Origin of the sequence: Streptomyces sp. (assembly GCF_036566765.1) — a bacterium.
Classification (GTDB): Bacteria; Actinomycetota; Actinomycetes; order Streptomycetales; family Streptomycetaceae; genus Streptomyces.
Window position 1 is genome coordinate 16050 of record NZ_DATCVQ010000068.1, and the last position, 15572, is coordinate 31621.

Genomic DNA, 15572 nt, shown 5'->3' on the forward strand with positions numbered 1-15572 from the left:
GCCCTCGGCGCGGGCATGGGAGGTGTCGCGCGATGTGCGTGCTGACGCCGATGCGCGCCGTACGCGGCGCGATGCAGCTCCACCCGCTCCACCCTGCACGACGACATAGACGAAGACTTCGAAGACCCTGAACGAAGGGGAACACCACCCGTGTCTGCCACGTCCCGCACCACCCTCCGCCGCGGCGCTGTCGCCGCCGCCGCCCTGCCGCTGCTGATCGGTGCGCTCGCCTCGTGCGGCTATGGCTCCGAGGCCAAGAACGACGAGAAGAAGGTGGCCGCCGAGGGCAAGAAGCTCTCCGCCGACACCGTACGACTCGGGTACTTTCCCAACCTGACGCACGCCACGGCCCTGGTCGGGCACCAGGAAGGCATCCTCCAGAAGGAGCTGGGCGGCACCCAGCTGAAGGTCTCCACCTTCAACGCCGGCCCGTCCGAGATCGAGGCCCTGAACGCCGACTCCATCGACATCGGCTTCATCGGCCCCTCGCCGTCCATCAACGGCTACACCAAGTCCAAGGGCAGCAACCTGCGCATCGTCGGCGGCGCGGCCTCCGGCGGCGTGAAGCTGGTGGTGAACCCGGACAAGATCAAGACCCTGGACGACGTCAAGGGCAAGAAGATCGCCACCCCGCAGCTCGGCAACACGCAGGACGTGGCCTTCCTCAACTGGATCTCGGAGAAGGGCTGGAAGGTCGACGCCCAGAGCGGCAAGGGCGACGTCTCCGTGCTCCGCACCGACAACAAGATCACCCCGGACGCCTACAAGGCCGGTTCGATCGACGGCGCGTGGGTGCCGGAGCCGACCGCGTCCAAGCTGGTCAGCGAGGGCGGGAAGGTGCTGCTCGACGAGTCGGACCTGTGGCCCGACAAGAAGTTCGTGATCACCAACATCATCGTGTCGCAGAAGTTCCTCAAGGCGCACCCCGACGTCGTCGAGGCGGTGCTGCGCGGCTCGGTGGCGACCAACAAGTGGATCAACGCCAACCCGGAGAAGGCGAAGGCCTCGGCGAACGCCAAGCTGAAGGAGCTCTCCGGCAAGCCGCTCGGTGACAAGGTCATCAACAGCGCCTGGCCGTCGATCCAGTTCACGAACGACCCGCTGGCCGCCACGCTCCAGGCGCAGGCCGACCACGCGGTGAAGGCCGGTCTCCTCGAGAAGCCCGACCTGAACGGCATCTACGACCTGAAGCCGCTCAACAAGGTTCTCAAGGCCGCGGGTCAGCCCGAGGTCTCCGACGCCGGTCTCGGCGTCAAGTAACCGACCCACAGCCCGAGTTCAGGTCTCCCAGGAGGTGACGACCATGGCCACGACCACGACGCTCGCCAAGGCCGCGGACCGCGCCGAAGCGGTCGGTCACGCCGCGCGCATCGCGCACGTCTCGAAGTCCTTCGGCGGTCCCGCCGGAGGCCAGCTCGTCCTCGACGACATCTCGCTCGATGTCGCGCCGGGCGAGTTCGTCACCCTCCTGGGGGCCTCGGGCTGCGGCAAGTCCACGCTGCTCAACCTGGTCGCCGGGCTCGACCGGCCGACCGCGGGGTCCATCGAGACCCCCGGCGGCCGGCCGGCCCTGATGTTCCAGGAACACGCCCTGTTCCCGTGGCTCACCGCGGGCAAGAACATCGAGCTCGCGCTGAAGCTGCGCGGGCTCGCCAAGGCCGAGCGCCGCCCCGAGGCCGAGCGGCTGCTCGAACTCGTCCGGCTCGGCGGCTCGTACGGCAAGCGCGTGCACGAGCTGTCCGGCGGCATGCGGCAGCGCGTGGCGCTGGCCCGGGCGCTCGCCCAGGACAGCGATCTGCTGCTGATGGACGAGCCGTTCGCGGCGCTCGACGCCATCACCCGGGACGTGCTGCACGACGAGCTGACCCGGATCTGGCGGGAGACCAAGCTGTCGGTCCTGTTCGTCACCCACAACGTGCGTGAGGCCGTGCGACTCGCCGAGCGCGTGGTGCTGCTGTCGTCCCGGCCGGGCCGGATCGCCCGGGAGTGGACGATCGACATCCCGCAGCCGCGCCGCATCGAGGACGCCGCCGTGGCGGAGCTGTCCGTCGAGATCACCGAAGAACTGCGTGGGGAGATCCGCCGTCATGGCCAGCACTGAGACGACCGACGCCGTCAAGCCGGTGAAGACCGACGACCTCGCGGGACTGGAGGCCGGGCTCGACGCGCTGGACAGCGTGCAGATCCGCCGCACCCCGGTGCGCGAGGTCCTGCTGAAGAAGGTCCTGCCGCCCGTCCTCGCCGTCGCATTGGTCCTGCTCGCCTGGCAGCTGCTGGTCACCGCGAAGGTCGCCGACGAGGGCAAGCTGCCCTCGCCCGGCGCGGTCTGGGACAGCCTGGCCGCCATGTGGCTGCAGGGCACGCTGCTCGAAGTCCTGTGGACCAGCGTGTCCCGAGCCCTGCTCGGCTTCCTCCTCGCGCTCGCCATCGGCACGCCGCTCGGCCTGCTGGTCGCCCGCGTGAGCGTGGTGCGGACGGCGATCGGGCCGATCCTGTCCGGACTGCAGTCGCTGCCGTCGGTCGCCTGGGTGGCGCCCGCGGTGCTGTGGCTCGGCCTCAACGACCAGATGATGTTCGCCGTCATCCTGCTGGGCGCCGTCCCGTCCATCGCCAACGGCCTGGTGGCCGGCGTGGACCAGGTCCCGCCGCTGTTCCTGCGGGCCGGGCGCACGCTGGGCGCGACCGGGCTCAAGGGCGCCTGGCACATCGTGATGCCGGCCGCGCTGCCCGGCTATCTGGCGGGCCTGAAGCAGGGCTGGGCGTTCTCCTGGCGTTCGCTGATGGCCGCGGAGATCATCGCCTCCTCGCCCGACCTGGGCCTGGGCCTCGGCCAGCTCCTGGAGAACGGCCGGAACAACTTCGACATGCCGGGGATCTTCCTGGCGATCATCCTGATCCTGCTGGTCGGCGTCGCCATCGACCTGCTGATCTTCAGCCCGCTGGAGCGCATGGTGCTGCGCCGCCGCGGCCTGCTGGTGAAGAGCTGACTCCCATGAACCGCCCCGCCCTCCCGTCGCCCACCACCACCCTTCCAAGGAAGCGCTTCGCGCCTGTCCTTCTCGTCATCGCCCACGGCAGCCGCGATCCGCGGCACGCGGCGACCGTGCACGCGCTGGTGCGCGGCGTGCGGTCGCTGCGGCCCGGGCTGCGCGTGGAGACGGCGTTCCTGGACTTCGACCTGCCGTCCGTGGCCGGGGTGCTCGACCGGCTCGCGGCGGAGGGGGTCCGTGACGTGGTGGCGCTGCCGCTGCTGCTGACCCGTGCCTTCCACGCCAAGTCCGACGTCCCCGCCGTCCTGCGCGAGGCCCCGCCCTCGCTGCGGATCCGGCAGGCGGAGGTGCTCGGCCCGTCGCCGCTGCTGCTCGCGGCGGTGGAGCGACGGCTGTACGAGGCGGGCCTCACGCCCGCCGACAAGAGCGCGACCGGGGTCGTCCTGGCCTCGGCGGGCTCCACCGACCCGGAGGCGATCGCAGCGATCGCACACACGGCGCGGGAGCTGCGGCGCACCGGTTGGTGCTCCGTGCGGCCTGCGTTCGCCTCCGCATCTCTGCCGCGCACCGAGGACGCCGTCCGTGCGCTGCGCGCCGACGGCGTCCGCCGGGTGGCGGTCGCCCCGTTCGTGCTCGCCCCCGGCCGGCTCCCGGACCGCATCGCGGCCGGCGCCCGCGAGGGCGGGGCGGACGTGCTGGCCGATGTCCTCGGCCCCTCCCCCGAGCTGTTCCGGCTCCTTCTGGAGCGGTACGACGGGGCACGGGCCGAGGAGCGCATCGCCGCGTAGGGCGAGTACGGCTCAAGCGAAGTCGAGGCCGCCGGTGCGGGTCCGCTTCAGCTCGAACAGGTCGGGGTGGCCGGCCAGGACGCGGAAGCTGTCGAACAGCTCGGCCGCCTTCTCGCCGCGCGGGATCGCCCGCAGCACCGGCCCGAACCAGACGGTGCCGTCCACGTGGATCGTCGGGGTGCCGACGTAGCCGCCCGCCTCCGGGTCCTTCCCCGCGTCGTGGCTGACCCGCACCGTCTCGTCGTGCGCGGGGTCGTGCGCCGCGGCCGCCAGTTCGGCCGGCAGACCCAGCTCGGCGAGGGACTCGGCGACGACTGCGTCGAAGTCCTCCGCCTTCTTCTCGTGGATGCGGGTGCCGTACGCGGTGTACAGGTCCCGCAGCACCTCCGGGCCGTGCTGCGCGGCGGCCGCGGCGGCGACCCGGACCGGGCCTATCGACTTGTCGACGAGCGTGCGGTACCAGTCCGGGAGCTCGTTGCCCTCGTTGTGGAAGTACAGGCTCATCACATGGAAGCGCAGCTCGACGTCGCGCTGCCGCTCGACCTCCAGCATCCAGCGGGAGGTGATCCAGGCGAACGGGCAGGCCGGGTCGAACCAGAAGTCGACGACGGGCTTGGCGGCGGTGGTCTGGGCGGTCTCGGTGGTCATGTGTCCGAGCGTAGTGAGCGAGCGGCCTTCGTCGGCGGGCCAATCGGGACTCCGTCAACTGGGCCACCACCGGCCCCGCGCGGCGCGTCAGTCGCGGGTCATCTCGACGAGCTTGGCGACGGTGTTCCAGTTGCGGCTGGTGGCGATGACGCCCTTGTTCCGGGAGGGCTTGTGGAGCGCCTCGCCGAGCTTGGAGCGGCCGAGGCCCTCCGGGGCGTACAGGTAGAGAGCGCGGTCGCCGAGCCGGAACTCCTCGGGCAGGAAGCTCGCCGGGTCCAGGTCCGCGAAGGCCTCGGGGCCGACGGGCGCGGAGTAGTACGTGACGTGCAGCTGCTTGCCTTCGAGCTCCTCGGCGGGGAACGGGCAGGCCTCGGCGACGGCGGCGAGATACCCGGCGTCCCGGACGAGGCAGTCGACGCGGAAGCCGAAGTGCTCCTCGATCGCCTGCTCCAGCTGACGGGTGAGGTGCTCCTCGCCCTCGTCCTCGTCCCCCTCGGTCGTGAAGACGGCGTTGCCGCTCTGCAGGTACGTCCGCACCGCGGTGTGGCCGAGCCCCTCGATCAGGGAGCGGAGCTCCGCCATGGGCACCTTGCGGTGTCCGCTCACATTGATCCCGCGCAGGAGCAGGGCGTACGTCGTTGTCATGGGCACACGATAAAGCGGCCGCCGTGCCCCGTGGGGGAGGGCACGGCGACCGCCGGTCATCGGAGGGGTGCGACTACTCGACGATCTTGAGCAGCTTGTTCGCGGTGCCCTCGCTCGGGTTGGTGATCTTGCCGTCCGTGGCGCCCGCGACCAGGGCCTCGGCGACCTGCTCCGGGGTGGCGTCGGGGTGGCCGGCCAGGTAGACGGCGGCCGCGCCGACGACGTGCGGCGTCGCCATGGACGTGCCGGATATCGTCTTGGTGCCGGTGTCGCTGTCGTTCCAGGCGGAGGTGATCTCCGAGCCCGGGGCGTAGATGTCCACGACCGAGCCGAAGTTGGAGAAGTCCGACTGCGCGTCGTCCTTGGTGGAGGAGGCGACCGTGATGGCCTCCTTCACGCGGGACGGCGAGCCCTGGCCGGCGTCGGAGGACTCGTTGCCGGCCGCGACGCCGAAGGTGACGCCGGCGGCGATGGCCTTGCGGACCGCCTCGTCGAGCGCCTCGTCGGCGCCGCCGCCGAGGCTCATGTTGGCGACGGACGGGCCCTGGTGGTTCTTGGTGACCCAGTCGATGCCGGCGACGACCTGCTCGGTGGTGCCGGAGCCGTTGTCGTCGAGGACGCGGACCGCGACGATCTTCGCCTTCTTGGCGATGCCGTGGGCGGTGCCGGCGATGGTGCCGGCGACGTGCGTGCCGTGGCCGTTGCCGTCGTCGGCGGAGTCGTCGTTGTCCACGGCGTCGAAGCCGTGCGCAGCCCGGCCGCCGAAGTCCTCGTGGCTGATGCGGACGCCGGTGTCGATGACGTACGCGGTGACGCCCTCACCCGCCTTGTCCGGGTAGGTGTACTTCTGGTCGCCGGCGGTCTCGGTCTGGTCGACGCGGTCCAGACCCCAGGACGGCGGGTTGTCCTGCGTCTCGTTGATGCTGAACTTCTTGTTCTGGACGACCTTGGCGACGGCCGGGTCGGCCGCGAGACGCTTGGCCTCGGTCTCCGAAAGCCCCTTGGCGGAGAAGCCGTTGATCGCCGAGTTGTAGCTCCGGCTCAGGGTGCCGCCGTACTGCGCGGCCAGCTTCTTCTTGTCGGCCTTCTCGTCCAGCAGGACGATGAAGCTGCCGTCGACCTCGCCCGCCGCGTTGAGTCCGTAGACCTTGCCTTCGGCGGGGGCGGAGGCGGCGCCCGCGAACGGGCTGGTGAGTGCGGTGAGTCCGGCGGCGACGGCGACGGCGGTGATTCCGGCGGTGAGCGTCAGCTTCCGGGCACGCTTGTGTGTTGCCATGAAGAGGGTTCTCCTCGTCAGCATTTTGTGGGGGGTTGAGTCACCGGAAGGAAAATCTCCGGCGACTGCTTCAAAACCCTGACGGAATGACGCGCTCAGATCAAGACCTTCATACAGCTGTGACTTACTCAACAAGCCTTCGTAATAACAAAGTCGGGCGTACCTCTCAACTCGCCTGGATGAGTTCTCAACTCGCCCAGGTGCTACCGCTGGTAGCGCGCGAGCACCCCATTTCCGTCCTTCACAAGCCTTTTACGGAGCTCCCCCATATCGATCGCACCGCTGTAGTACTCCTGGAAAGCGGGGGTCGCGACCTTGTCCTTCCACTCCGGATATCCACGCACCGATTGCGCGGGCGCGGAGCGCAATTGCGCGGCCACGGAAGCGCCTGTCGCCCAGCCGTCCTTCGCGGTGTGCAGGGAGGGGTCGGCGAGTGCGGCCGTGCCGGTCGGCAGCATCCAGTCGCCGCGGGCGAGCCGGACCATGTTCCGTGGCTGCAGCAGGAAGTCGAGGAAGCGCGCGGCCTCCTTCTTGTGCGGGCTGTCCTCGGCTATCGAGAGGGTCTGAGGGCTGACGCCCTGGGCAAGCCCCCCGGGTCCGGCGGGGGCGGGGAGCACGATCCACTCGAAGCCCTTCGGGGCCTGCTGAACGATCTGCTGGCGGTACGAGAAGCCCAGCGGGACCATCGCGTACTTGCCGGCGAAGAAGCCGGGCAGGGTGTCGGAGCCGCCGGAGCCGAGGGTCGAACGGGACGCGCTGTGGTCGGTGTTGACCTGGTCGTGGACGGTGCCCGCGACCACGGAGTCGGCCTCGTCGAAGCGGATCGTCACCCGGCCGTCCGCGCCGCGATGGAAAAGCCGGCCGCCGGCCGAGAGGCCGAGGTTGAGGCTGACCGAGACGGGTTCCTTCAGCGGCCAGGCGATCGCGTTCTTCCCCTCGCCCATCTTCGCCGTGAGGTCCTTGGTGACCTGACGGAACTCCGCCCAGGTCCACGGCTGTTCGGGCGTCGGGATCCGGACCCCGGAGGACTCCAGAATGTTCTTGTTGGCCATGATCACGCGCGGTTCCTGGAGGAACGGCACGCCGTAGACCCCGTCGCCGAAGGTCGTGGTCTCCCAGCTGCGCGCGGGGATGTCGGCGCGCAGCCGCTCGGGCAGCAGTCCACGCAGGTCGGCGAGGTAGCCGCCGTACGCGAAGTCGGCCAGGTCGTCGGAGGCGTCGTGGATGACGTCGGGGGCCTCGCCGCCCTCGAAGGAGGTCAGCAGCTGGTCGTGGACGCTGTCCCAGCTGCCCTGCACATAGTCGACCCGGATGTCGGGGTGGGCCGCGTTCCACTCCGCCACCAGCTGCTTGTTGGCGTCGACCGACTCCTTCTGCCAGGCCAGCGACTGGAACCTGAGCCGGATCCCGCCGCTGTCCCGCTCCTCGTCGTCCCCGGCGCAGCCGGTGAGCAGCAGCGCCAGTGAGGCTGCGGCCGCCGTGAACACCCGTGCGCGCATCAGGACTTCACCGCCCCGGCCAGCATCCCGCCGGTGATCCGTCTCTGGATGAGCGCGAAGATCACCAGCGAGGGCAGGGTGGCGAGGAACGCGGCCGCGGCGAGGGGCCCGAGGTCGGCGACGCCCTCCGCGCCGAGGAAGTGGGTGAGGACGACCGGCAAGGTCTGCTTCTCCGGGGTCTTGAGCAGGACGAGCGCGAAGAAGAACTCGTTCCATGCGGTGATGAAGGCGAAGAGCGCGGTGGCGACGATGCCGGGGGCGAGCAGCGGCGCGGTGACCGAGACGAGGGTACGGAGCCTCCCGGCGCCGTCGACGGCGGCGGCCTCCTCCAGTTCGGCCGGGACGGCCCGTACGTACCCGACGAGCATCCACAGCGCGAACGGCAGCGCCCAGACCACGTACACCAGGATCAGCCCGGCCAGGCTGTTGATCAGGTGCAGGTTCTTCAGGACGAGGAAGAGCGGGATGATCACGAGGACGAAGGGGAACGCCTGGCTCACCACCACCCAGCCGGTGGTGGCGGCGGCGAGTCTGCCGCGTCGCCGGGCCATCGCATAGGCCATCGGGGTCGCGACGAGGACGGCGATCAGCGCGGCGGCGAGCGCGGCGAGCAGGCTGTTGCCGGCCGCGCTGAGCAGCGGCTGCTCGTCGAAGGCCTGGCGGAAGTTGCCGAGGGTGGGGTCCTCGGGGATCCAGGTGGGGTGCAGCGAGCCGAGCTCGCGGGCGGGCTTGAAGGCCGTGGAGACCAGCCAGAGGAACGGGAAGGCGAGGAACACCAGGTACGCGAGGAGCGCGAGGTACTGACCGAGCCGGGCGGGTCTGCTGGTGCGGAACGCGCTCATCGCTGCTCGCCTCCCTTGAGCCGGCCGACGAGGTGCAGGGCGAGGAGCACGGAGATCACCGCGACCATCACGCAGCCCATCGCGGCGGCGTAGCCGAACTGCCCGTACCGGAACGCCTCTTCGTAGGCGAAGAGCATCGGCAGCCGGGTGCGGCCGCCGGGTCCGCCGTTGGTCAGCACGTAGACCAGGGCGAAGGCGTTGAAGTTCCAGATGAAGTTGAGTGCGGTGATGGCCAGGGCGACCGGGCGCAGCGCCGGCCAGGTGACGGTGCGGAACCGGCGCCAGGCGCCCGCGCCGTCGAGGGCGGCGGCCTCGTGCAGCTCGTGCGGGGTGTTCTGGAGTCCGGCGAGCAGGGTCACGGTGGTCTGCGGCATGCCGGCCCAGATGCCGACGAGGATCACGGCGGGCAGGGCGGTGGCGAGACCGGTGAGCCAGTCGCGGCCGTCGCCCAGACCGAGGTCGCGAATGCTCTCGTTGAGGATGCCCGCGTCGGGGTTGTAGACCAGCCGCCACATGATGCCGACGACGACCTCGGGCATGGCCCACGGGATGATCGCGAGCGCTCTCGCCAGCCAGCGGAAGCGGAGCTTCTCGTTGAGCAGCAGGGCGAGGCCCAGGGCGAGCAGGAACTGCGGGACCGTGACGCCGACCGCCCAGAGCAGGCCGATCCGGAAGGAGTCCCAGAAGAGGGTGTCGTGCAGGAGGTCCTGGAAGTTGAGGGCGCCGACCCACTGGGTGGCCTGGGTGCGGCCGGACTGGGCGTCGGTGAAGGCCAGGGCGATGCCGTAGAGCAGCGGGCCGACGCTGAGCAGCAGGATCGGGAGGAGCGCGGGCAGCACGAGGAACCAGGCGCCGTGGTCGCGCCGTCCTCTGTCCGGTCTTCGGCCGGCGGCCGACTCCGTTCCGCCGGACCGCTTCGTTGCGGTCACTGAACTCACAATTCGACCCCTTTTGGTGCCCTTTGTGAAGTAGAACCCGCCTCCGGTCATGGTCCTGACGGGTCGTCGGTTCGTCAAGGCGGCCTGCGTCGATGCGAGACTTTGTCGCATTCGCACCGGGAGCTGGGGAGACATCGATGGATGAGGCGCGGGCACGGGAGATCCTGGCCGCCGCGGGACTGCCGCCGGCGGACGCCGCGCTGCTGGCGCTGGGCGAGAACGCGGTCTTCGCCGCGGGCGACGTGGTGGTGAAGATCGGCCGGGACGCGGAGCTGCTCGACCGCGCCGAGCGGGAGCTCGCCCTGGCCGGCTGGCTGGCGGAGGCGGGCGTGCCCGCCGTGCGCCCGGCCGAGCCCAAGGCCCTGCTGGTGGACGGGCACCCGGTCACCCTCTGGCGCCGGCTGCCCGAGGCGGTGCGCCCGGCCGAGCCGCGGGACCTCGCCCCGCTGCTCCGGCAGGTGCACGCCCTGCCCGAGCCGGAGGGCCTCGCGCTGCCCCGCCGTGACCTGCTCGGCGGGGTCGAGCGCTGGCTACGGCTCGCCGGCGAGGCGATCGACCCGGCGGACGCGGCCTATCTGCGGGAACGGCGGGACTCCTTCGCCCCGGCGGCCGCCGCGCTCACCCCGCGGCTGACGCCGGGCCCGATCCACGGCGACGCGCTCCCCCGCAATGTGCACGTCGGCCCCGACGGGCCGGTCCTGGTCGACCTGGAGACCTTCTCCTCGGACCTGCGCGAGCACGATCTGGTGGTCCTGGCGCTCTCCCGCGACCGGTACGGCCTCGACCCGGCCGCCTACGACGCGTTCACCGAGGCGTACGGCTGGGACGTGCGGGAGTGGGAGGGCTGCGCGGTACTGCGCGGCGCACGGGAGACCGCGAGCTGCGCCTGGGTCGCCCAGCACGCCCCGACCAACGCCAAGGCCCTGGCCGAATTCGAGCGCCGGGTGGCCTCGCTGCGCGACGGCGACCCGGAGGTGCGCTGGTACCCCTTCTGACCTCACGCGTTCTGACATCATGGCCGGGACCGAAATCCCCTGCCAGGACGAGGTGTTGTGATGCGCGTGGAACTGTCCGAGGTGACCCTGGACGTCGAGGCGAGCGGCGAGGGACCGGCCGTGCTGCTGGTGCACGGCTTCCCCGACTCGCACCACCTCTGGCGGCACCAGGTCGCCGCCCTGAACGCGGCCGGCTACCGCACGATCGCCCCCACCCTGCGCGGCTTCGGCGCGTCGGACCGGCCCGAGGCCGGCCCGGAGGCGTACCACCCCGCGAAGCACGTGGGCGACCTGCTCGAACTGCTCGCGCGGCTGGACGTCGACCGATTCCATCTGGTCGGCCACGACTGGGGCTCGGGCATCGCGCAGGGCGTCGCCCAGACCGTGCCGGACCGGGTGGCGAGCCTGAGCCTGCTGTCGGTGGGGCATTTCGCGGCGATCCGGGACGCGGGCTGGGCGCAGAAGCAGCAGTCCTGGTACATGCTCCTGTTCCAGCACGCGGGCGTCTCCGAGGACTGGCTGGCGCGGGACGACTTCGCCAACCTCCGCCACATGCTGGACGGGCACCCCGACACGGAGGCGGTCCTGGAGCCGCTGCGCGCGCCCGGCGCGCTCACCGCCGCCCTGAACATCTACCGGGCGGGCATGCCGCCCGAGGTCCTGTTCGGCCCGGCCTTCGAACTGCCGCCGCTGCCCGGCCCGGTCATGGGCGTGTGGAGCACCGGCGACCCGTTCCTCACCGAGCAGTCCATGTCCGGCACCGCCAAGCACGTGGCCGGCTCCTGGCGCTACGAGCGGATCGAGGACACGGGCCACTGGCTCACTCTGGATGCGCCGGAGCGGGTCAACGCGCTGCTCCTGGACTTCCTCGCGGAGAACCCCGCCCGCTGACGGCCCCGGCTCAGCCGGCGACGGGCGCGAGGTCCCGCAGCGGCCACGACGGGTCGACGGACGCCTCCGGGTCGCCCTTCCTGCGCAGGAAGGCCTGGAAGTCCACGGCCCGCTCGCGGTACCAGTCGATCTGGCGCGCGTGCAGCTCGGCGGGGGTGAGGGCGGCCACCGTCGGGTGCCGCTCGGCTATCGCCACGGCGACCCGGACCGCGGCCAGCGCGTCCGCGGCCGCCTGGTGGGCCGCGTCGAGGACGACGTCGTACTCCGCGCAGACCGCCTCCAGGGTGCGCTTGCCGCGTCGGTAGCGGTCCACGTGGCGGTCGATGGTGTACGGGTCGACGACCGGGCCTATCGCGCCGCCGAGCCGTTCGCCCAGCGAGGGCAGTCCGTGCCGGAGCAGTTCGGCCGAGAGCAGGGTCAGGTCGAAGGAGGCGTTGTACGCGACGACCGGGACGCCCTGGTTCCAGTACCCGGTCAGCGTCTCGGCGATCTCGTCGGCCACCTCGCGCACCGGCCGCCCCTCGGCCGCCGCGCGCTCGCTGCTGATGCCGTGGATGGCGGACGCCTGCTCCGGGATGCGGATGCCCGGGTCGGCGAGCCAGTCGCGCTGGCGCACCACGCGCCCCCCGTCGACGCCGACGACCGAGGCCGTCACGATCCGCGCCTCCAGCGGATCGGTGCCGGTCGTCTCCAGGTCGAAGCCGACCAGCGGTTCCCCATGCCAGGCCATCGGGTCCTCCTTACGTGATCTCCCCCGTGGTGCCGACCACCCTCGCACGCGCCACTGACAACGCCCCCGGGACAGCCCCTCGACCCCCAGGGAAGAATCGGTCAAACCTCATGAAACAGGACGGGAATCGAGCCAGACCGACTCGAACTCCTCCCGGTAGGTGGTGAAGAGTCCGTGTTCCCCCTCGCCGCCCGGCCGCTCCTCCCGGAGCACGTTCCGGCCGCCGCCGCGCAGCACGAGCACCGGGGCCTCCATGCCCCGCGCCCGGCGCAGATAGGACTGGACGACCGCGACCCCGTCCGGCCCGTCCCCGTCCACCAGGTACGCGGTGAACCGCGGGGTCTCGTCGAAGACGTGGATCTGGAACGCGCCCGGGTCGCGCAGCTTCGAGCGCACCCGCCGCATGTGCAGGATGTTCATCTCCACCGAGCGGCTCAACTCGCCCTTGCGGAGCCCCAGTTCCCGCTCGCGCCGCTTGACCGCGCTGCTCGCCGGGTTGAGGAAAAGCAGCCGTATCCGGCAGCCGGATTCGGCCAGCCGCACCAGGCGTCGCCCGGAGAAGTTCTGCACCAGCAGGTTCAGGCCTATCCCGGTGGCGTCGAGCCGGCGCGCCCCGCCGAACAGGTCCTCGGCCGGCAGCTGCCGCTGCAACCGCACCCGGTCCGGGTGGACCGAGACCACGTCCGCGTACCGGTCCCCCACCAGGTCCTCGACCGCGTCGACCGGCAGCCGGTCCGCGGACGGCACGCCCGCACCGCTGCCCAGGATCTCCAGGAGACGGGCGGAGGCCCGCTCCGACTGGGCGAGCACGGTCAGCGACAGGGCCCGGTTGCGGGAGACGACGTTGCGGGTGACCTCCAGCTCGTCGAGGGCCAGCTCCACCTCGCGCCGGTCGTCGAAGTACGGCTCGAAGCAGGGCCAGTGCTGCACCATCAGCTCCCGCAGCTGCGGGAGCGTGAGGAAGCTGAGGACGTTGTCGTCGGCCGGGTCGAGCAGATAGCCCTTGCGCCGGGACACCTCGCGCACCGCGACCGCCCGCTGCACCCACTCCTGCCCGGCGGGCCCGGCCGCGGCCACCACCCAGTCCTCGCCGTGCACCGGCTCGTACACCGGGCGCAGCACGGCGGCGACCACGGCCCGCAGCCGCTGTTCGACGAGATTCAGCCAGATGTAGGCGCGGCCGGCCCGCTGCGCCCGGGTACGGACCTCGCTCCACGCCTCCGCGCCCCAGTCGAGTTCCGCCCCGATCTCCATCGGCCGCACCAGCGGGACCGCGCCCGGCGGCACGACGAGGGTGTCCGGGTCGACGGGGCTCACGGGGTCCCCCTCGCGTCCCGCGTCACCTGGGGGAAGCTCCAAACCTCCCGAGCTCACCCGCGCACCGCCTTCTGCTCCTGGACGCCCGTAGCCAACGATCAAGGAAGGGTACTCCGGGAGAAGGAGGCGGTGCAGCCGGATCGACAGGCTCGCGACTCAACTGCCCTGAGCAGGGGCCCCGTTCTGGTCGGCGAGATCTGCCGGAGTGAGCGGATTCATAGCGGTTACGTCCCTGGGCGCGAGCTGGAATCCCTGCCAGTGGACCGGCATCGGCTGCTGGTCCTCGTCCCGGGCGATGTGATGGAACCCGATGTTGACCCAGACCGCCGGATCGGTCAGCGTCTCGCCGTTCACCCACTTGTCGACGCTGTCGGGCGCGCCCGTCCCGCAGTTGCGGATGTTGTTGCTGGCGAACTGCTCGCAGGCGCGGGTCTGCGTGACGAACACGTCGTGCTTGGTGAAGCCGCGGCCGGCGTGCTTGGCGGTGGGCCCGGGCACGATCTCGTACGAGCGCGGGTGGCCGTCCTTGTTCTTGCCGTTGGCGCTCACCACCCGCCACCAGCGCATCGTCTTGGCGTCCCCGGCGAACTCCTTGGTCATCGGGGTGCGGGTGGTCTTCACGGTCGGCGTCCCGTCGCCGCTCGGCGGGGTGACGGTGGAGTCGAACTGCTCGATCCGGTCCTTCACGCTGCCGTCGAGCCCGAAGTCGAGCCGCCAGAACACGTTGTGGGCATGGCTGGTGGCGTACGAGCGGGCGCCGGGTCCGATCGGCCAGCCGCGGCCGTCGGTGGCGTTGTAGTCACCCGGGGAGAGGCTGCCGGTGGCGCCGACGTTGGCGGCGATGGTGCCGTCGGAGGAGAACCGCCACTCGGTGATGTACTCGTACCAGGCCACCTTGTTGACGGTGTAGACGAGCAGGTCCTTGCCCTGGGCCTGCCAGACCTTGGTGCCCTCGTCGTTGGCCATCCGATACGCGTGGCCGCGGGCGCGGGTCGTGGTGCACAGCCCGTTGACGGTGCCCACCTCGGGGACCCGGACGGGCGTGATGGTGCCGCCGGGGCACTCGGCCGGGCGCAGGTTCTGCAGGCCCCAGCCGAACCCGGCACCGGTGAGGTCGTCGTACTCGGCGTTGCCGTCGTCGTACGGCACATGGATCTGGGCGAGCTTGGCGCTGTTCATGACGCGGATCGGGACGGCGGCGCTCTTGGGCTGGTAGGTGATCTTGTCCAGGATCAGCCCGTGTTCGATGTCGTAGCGCCAGCACATGCGCCAGGCAGTGCCGCCGTCGAGCTTCTGCTCGACGCGGTACGCGGCGGAGCAGTCGGCGGCGGGCGCGGGAGCGGCCGAGGCGGTGGCGGTCACCGGGCCCGCGGCGGCGGTGGCCGTGCCGAGCAGTGCGGCGGCGGCGAGGACGGCGCCGTGCCTGCGGGCGCGGCGGAGTCGGGAAACGAGCATGACGAACGAACTCCCTCGTACGGACGTGCGAAAAGGGATGAGAGGTGTGTCGAGGTGTGGACCGGCGCGGGTGGTCAGCCGACGCGGGTCACGGTCCGGGCGCTGAGGTCGACGATCAGGTTCCGGGTGTCGATCCACGAGCCGTTCCGGACCTTGGTGACGAGCCGTACGCAGCGGTGCTCGCCGCACTTCTTCAGCGCGTCGGGCACGTTCGCCTCGCGGTAGGTCCGGTACGCGTCGCCGTTGAACCAGAGCTGGTCGGGCGAGGTCAGCGCCTTCCCGGTGGCGTCCTTGTAGTCCTCCTTGACGCCCTTGCCGAGCGGGCTCGCCAGGATGAGCTCCAGCGCCTCGCGCAGTTCGGCGGGGTGCGCCGAGGGCTGCACCCCGCGCTGGGCCTGCGCACTCTCCACCTTTCCGCTGTCCAGGTTCACGGTGCGGGTGATGAGCTCGTCGCGCGCGTAGTCGTAGTACCGCACCTCGGCGCGGCGCGGCGGGGCCGGGGCGTCCGCCTCGGCGGCCGGCGGCTCGGCGAGCACGGTGGCCAGATGCTGCGGGCCC

At 71.2% G+C, this 15572-nt stretch carries 15 protein-coding genes and 1 pseudogene; 6 read left to right on the forward strand and 10 right to left on the reverse strand.

The window, feature by feature from the left end; genetic code table 11:
- Positions 1 to 150 precede the first annotated feature (150 nt).
- Genes VIU94_RS03445 through VIU94_RS03460 form a run of 4 tightly spaced genes read left to right on the forward strand, consistent with a single transcriptional unit; the run spans position 151 to position 3778 of the window.
- Complete coding sequence (locus tag VIU94_RS03445; protein WP_331907366.1) at positions 151 to 1260, forward strand: aliphatic sulfonate ABC transporter substrate-binding protein; 1110 nt, start codon at positions 151 to 153, stop codon at positions 1258 to 1260.
- 43 nt (positions 1261 to 1303) lie between these two features.
- Entirely contained in the window at positions 1304 to 2101 is a 798-nt protein-coding gene (locus tag VIU94_RS03450) for an ABC transporter ATP-binding protein (RefSeq protein WP_331907368.1), read from the forward strand.
- Positions 2088 to 2987 (forward strand): ABC transporter permease, encoded by a 900-nt coding sequence (locus tag VIU94_RS03455; protein WP_331907370.1) that lies wholly within the window; start codon positions 2088 to 2090, stop codon positions 2985 to 2987. Before VIU94_RS03450 ends, VIU94_RS03455 begins: the two co-directional genes overlap by 14 nt.
- Before the next feature lie 5 nt (positions 2988 to 2992).
- On the forward strand, positions 2993 to 3778 hold the full coding sequence (locus tag VIU94_RS03460) for a sirohydrochlorin chelatase (protein ID WP_331907372.1): 786 nt from the start codon (positions 2993 to 2995) through the stop codon (positions 3776 to 3778).
- Between the two features lie 12 nt (positions 3779 to 3790).
- On the opposite strand, the gene VIU94_RS03465 is transcribed toward VIU94_RS03460, so the two are convergent.
- The 6 genes from VIU94_RS03465 to VIU94_RS03490 form a co-directional block, all read right to left on the reverse strand.
- A complete protein-coding gene (locus VIU94_RS03465) occupies positions 3791 to 4426 on the reverse strand; it encodes a mycothiol-dependent nitroreductase Rv2466c family protein (protein WP_331907374.1) in 636 nt (211 codons plus the stop codon).
- An 87-nt stretch (positions 4427 to 4513) separates the two neighbouring features.
- On the reverse strand, positions 4514 to 5071 hold the full coding sequence (locus tag VIU94_RS03470) for a DUF1697 domain-containing protein (protein ID WP_331907376.1): 558 nt from the start codon (positions 5069 to 5071) through the stop codon (positions 4514 to 4516).
- Between the two features lie 73 nt (positions 5072 to 5144).
- Positions 5145 to 6347, reverse strand: coding sequence for a S8 family peptidase (locus tag VIU94_RS03475; RefSeq protein ID WP_331907378.1), 1203 nt, complete (start codon positions 6345 to 6347; stop codon positions 5145 to 5147).
- A gap of 203 nt (positions 6348 to 6550) precedes the next feature.
- Entirely contained in the window at positions 6551 to 7846 is a 1296-nt protein-coding gene (locus VIU94_RS03480) for an ABC transporter substrate-binding protein (protein ID WP_331907380.1), read from the reverse strand.
- Positions 7846 to 8688: a carbohydrate ABC transporter permease gene (locus VIU94_RS03485; protein ID WP_331907382.1), complete on the reverse strand. Its 843-nt coding sequence runs from the start codon at positions 8686 to 8688 to the stop codon at positions 7846 to 7848. The genes VIU94_RS03480 and VIU94_RS03485 overlap by 1 nt, the downstream gene beginning before the upstream one ends.
- Positions 8685 to 9626, reverse strand: a complete 942-nt coding sequence (locus tag VIU94_RS03490) for a carbohydrate ABC transporter permease (protein WP_331907384.1) — start codon at positions 9624 to 9626, stop codon at positions 8685 to 8687. The genes VIU94_RS03485 and VIU94_RS03490 overlap by 4 nt, the downstream gene beginning before the upstream one ends.
- 137 nt (positions 9627 to 9763) lie before the next feature.
- Here VIU94_RS03490 and VIU94_RS03495 point away from each other — a divergent pair, with 137 nt between their 5' ends.
- Both VIU94_RS03495 and VIU94_RS03500 read left to right on the forward strand, forming a co-directional pair.
- Positions 9764 to 10621, forward strand: coding sequence for a phosphotransferase enzyme family protein (locus VIU94_RS03495; protein ID WP_331907386.1), 858 nt, complete (start codon positions 9764 to 9766; stop codon positions 10619 to 10621).
- Between the two features lie 60 nt (positions 10622 to 10681).
- Positions 10682 to 11512 (forward strand): alpha/beta fold hydrolase, encoded by an 831-nt coding sequence (locus VIU94_RS03500; RefSeq protein ID WP_331907388.1) that lies wholly within the window; start codon positions 10682 to 10684, stop codon positions 11510 to 11512.
- 10 nt (positions 11513 to 11522) lie between these two features.
- Here VIU94_RS03500 and VIU94_RS03505 read toward each other — a convergent pair whose 3' ends face one another.
- The 4 genes and pseudogenes from VIU94_RS03505 to VIU94_RS03520 form a co-directional block, all read right to left on the reverse strand.
- Positions 11523 to 12242, reverse strand: coding sequence for a 3'-5' exonuclease (locus VIU94_RS03505; protein ID WP_331907390.1), 720 nt, complete (start codon positions 12240 to 12242; stop codon positions 11523 to 11525).
- Positions 12243 to 12350: 108 nt separating this feature from the next.
- A complete protein-coding gene (locus VIU94_RS03510) occupies positions 12351 to 13616 on the reverse strand; it encodes a DUF5919 domain-containing protein (protein WP_331907391.1) in 1266 nt (421 codons plus the stop codon).
- Positions 13617 to 13715: 99 nt separating this feature from the next.
- Positions 13716 to 15014: a copper amine oxidase gene (locus VIU94_RS03515; RefSeq protein ID WP_331907393.1), complete on the reverse strand. Its 1299-nt coding sequence runs from the start codon at positions 15012 to 15014 to the stop codon at positions 13716 to 13718.
- Positions 15015 to 15088: 74 nt separating this feature from the next.
- Positions 15089 to 15572 (reverse strand): annotated as a pseudogene (locus tag VIU94_RS03520) (Tat pathway signal sequence domain protein); the annotation flags it as partial.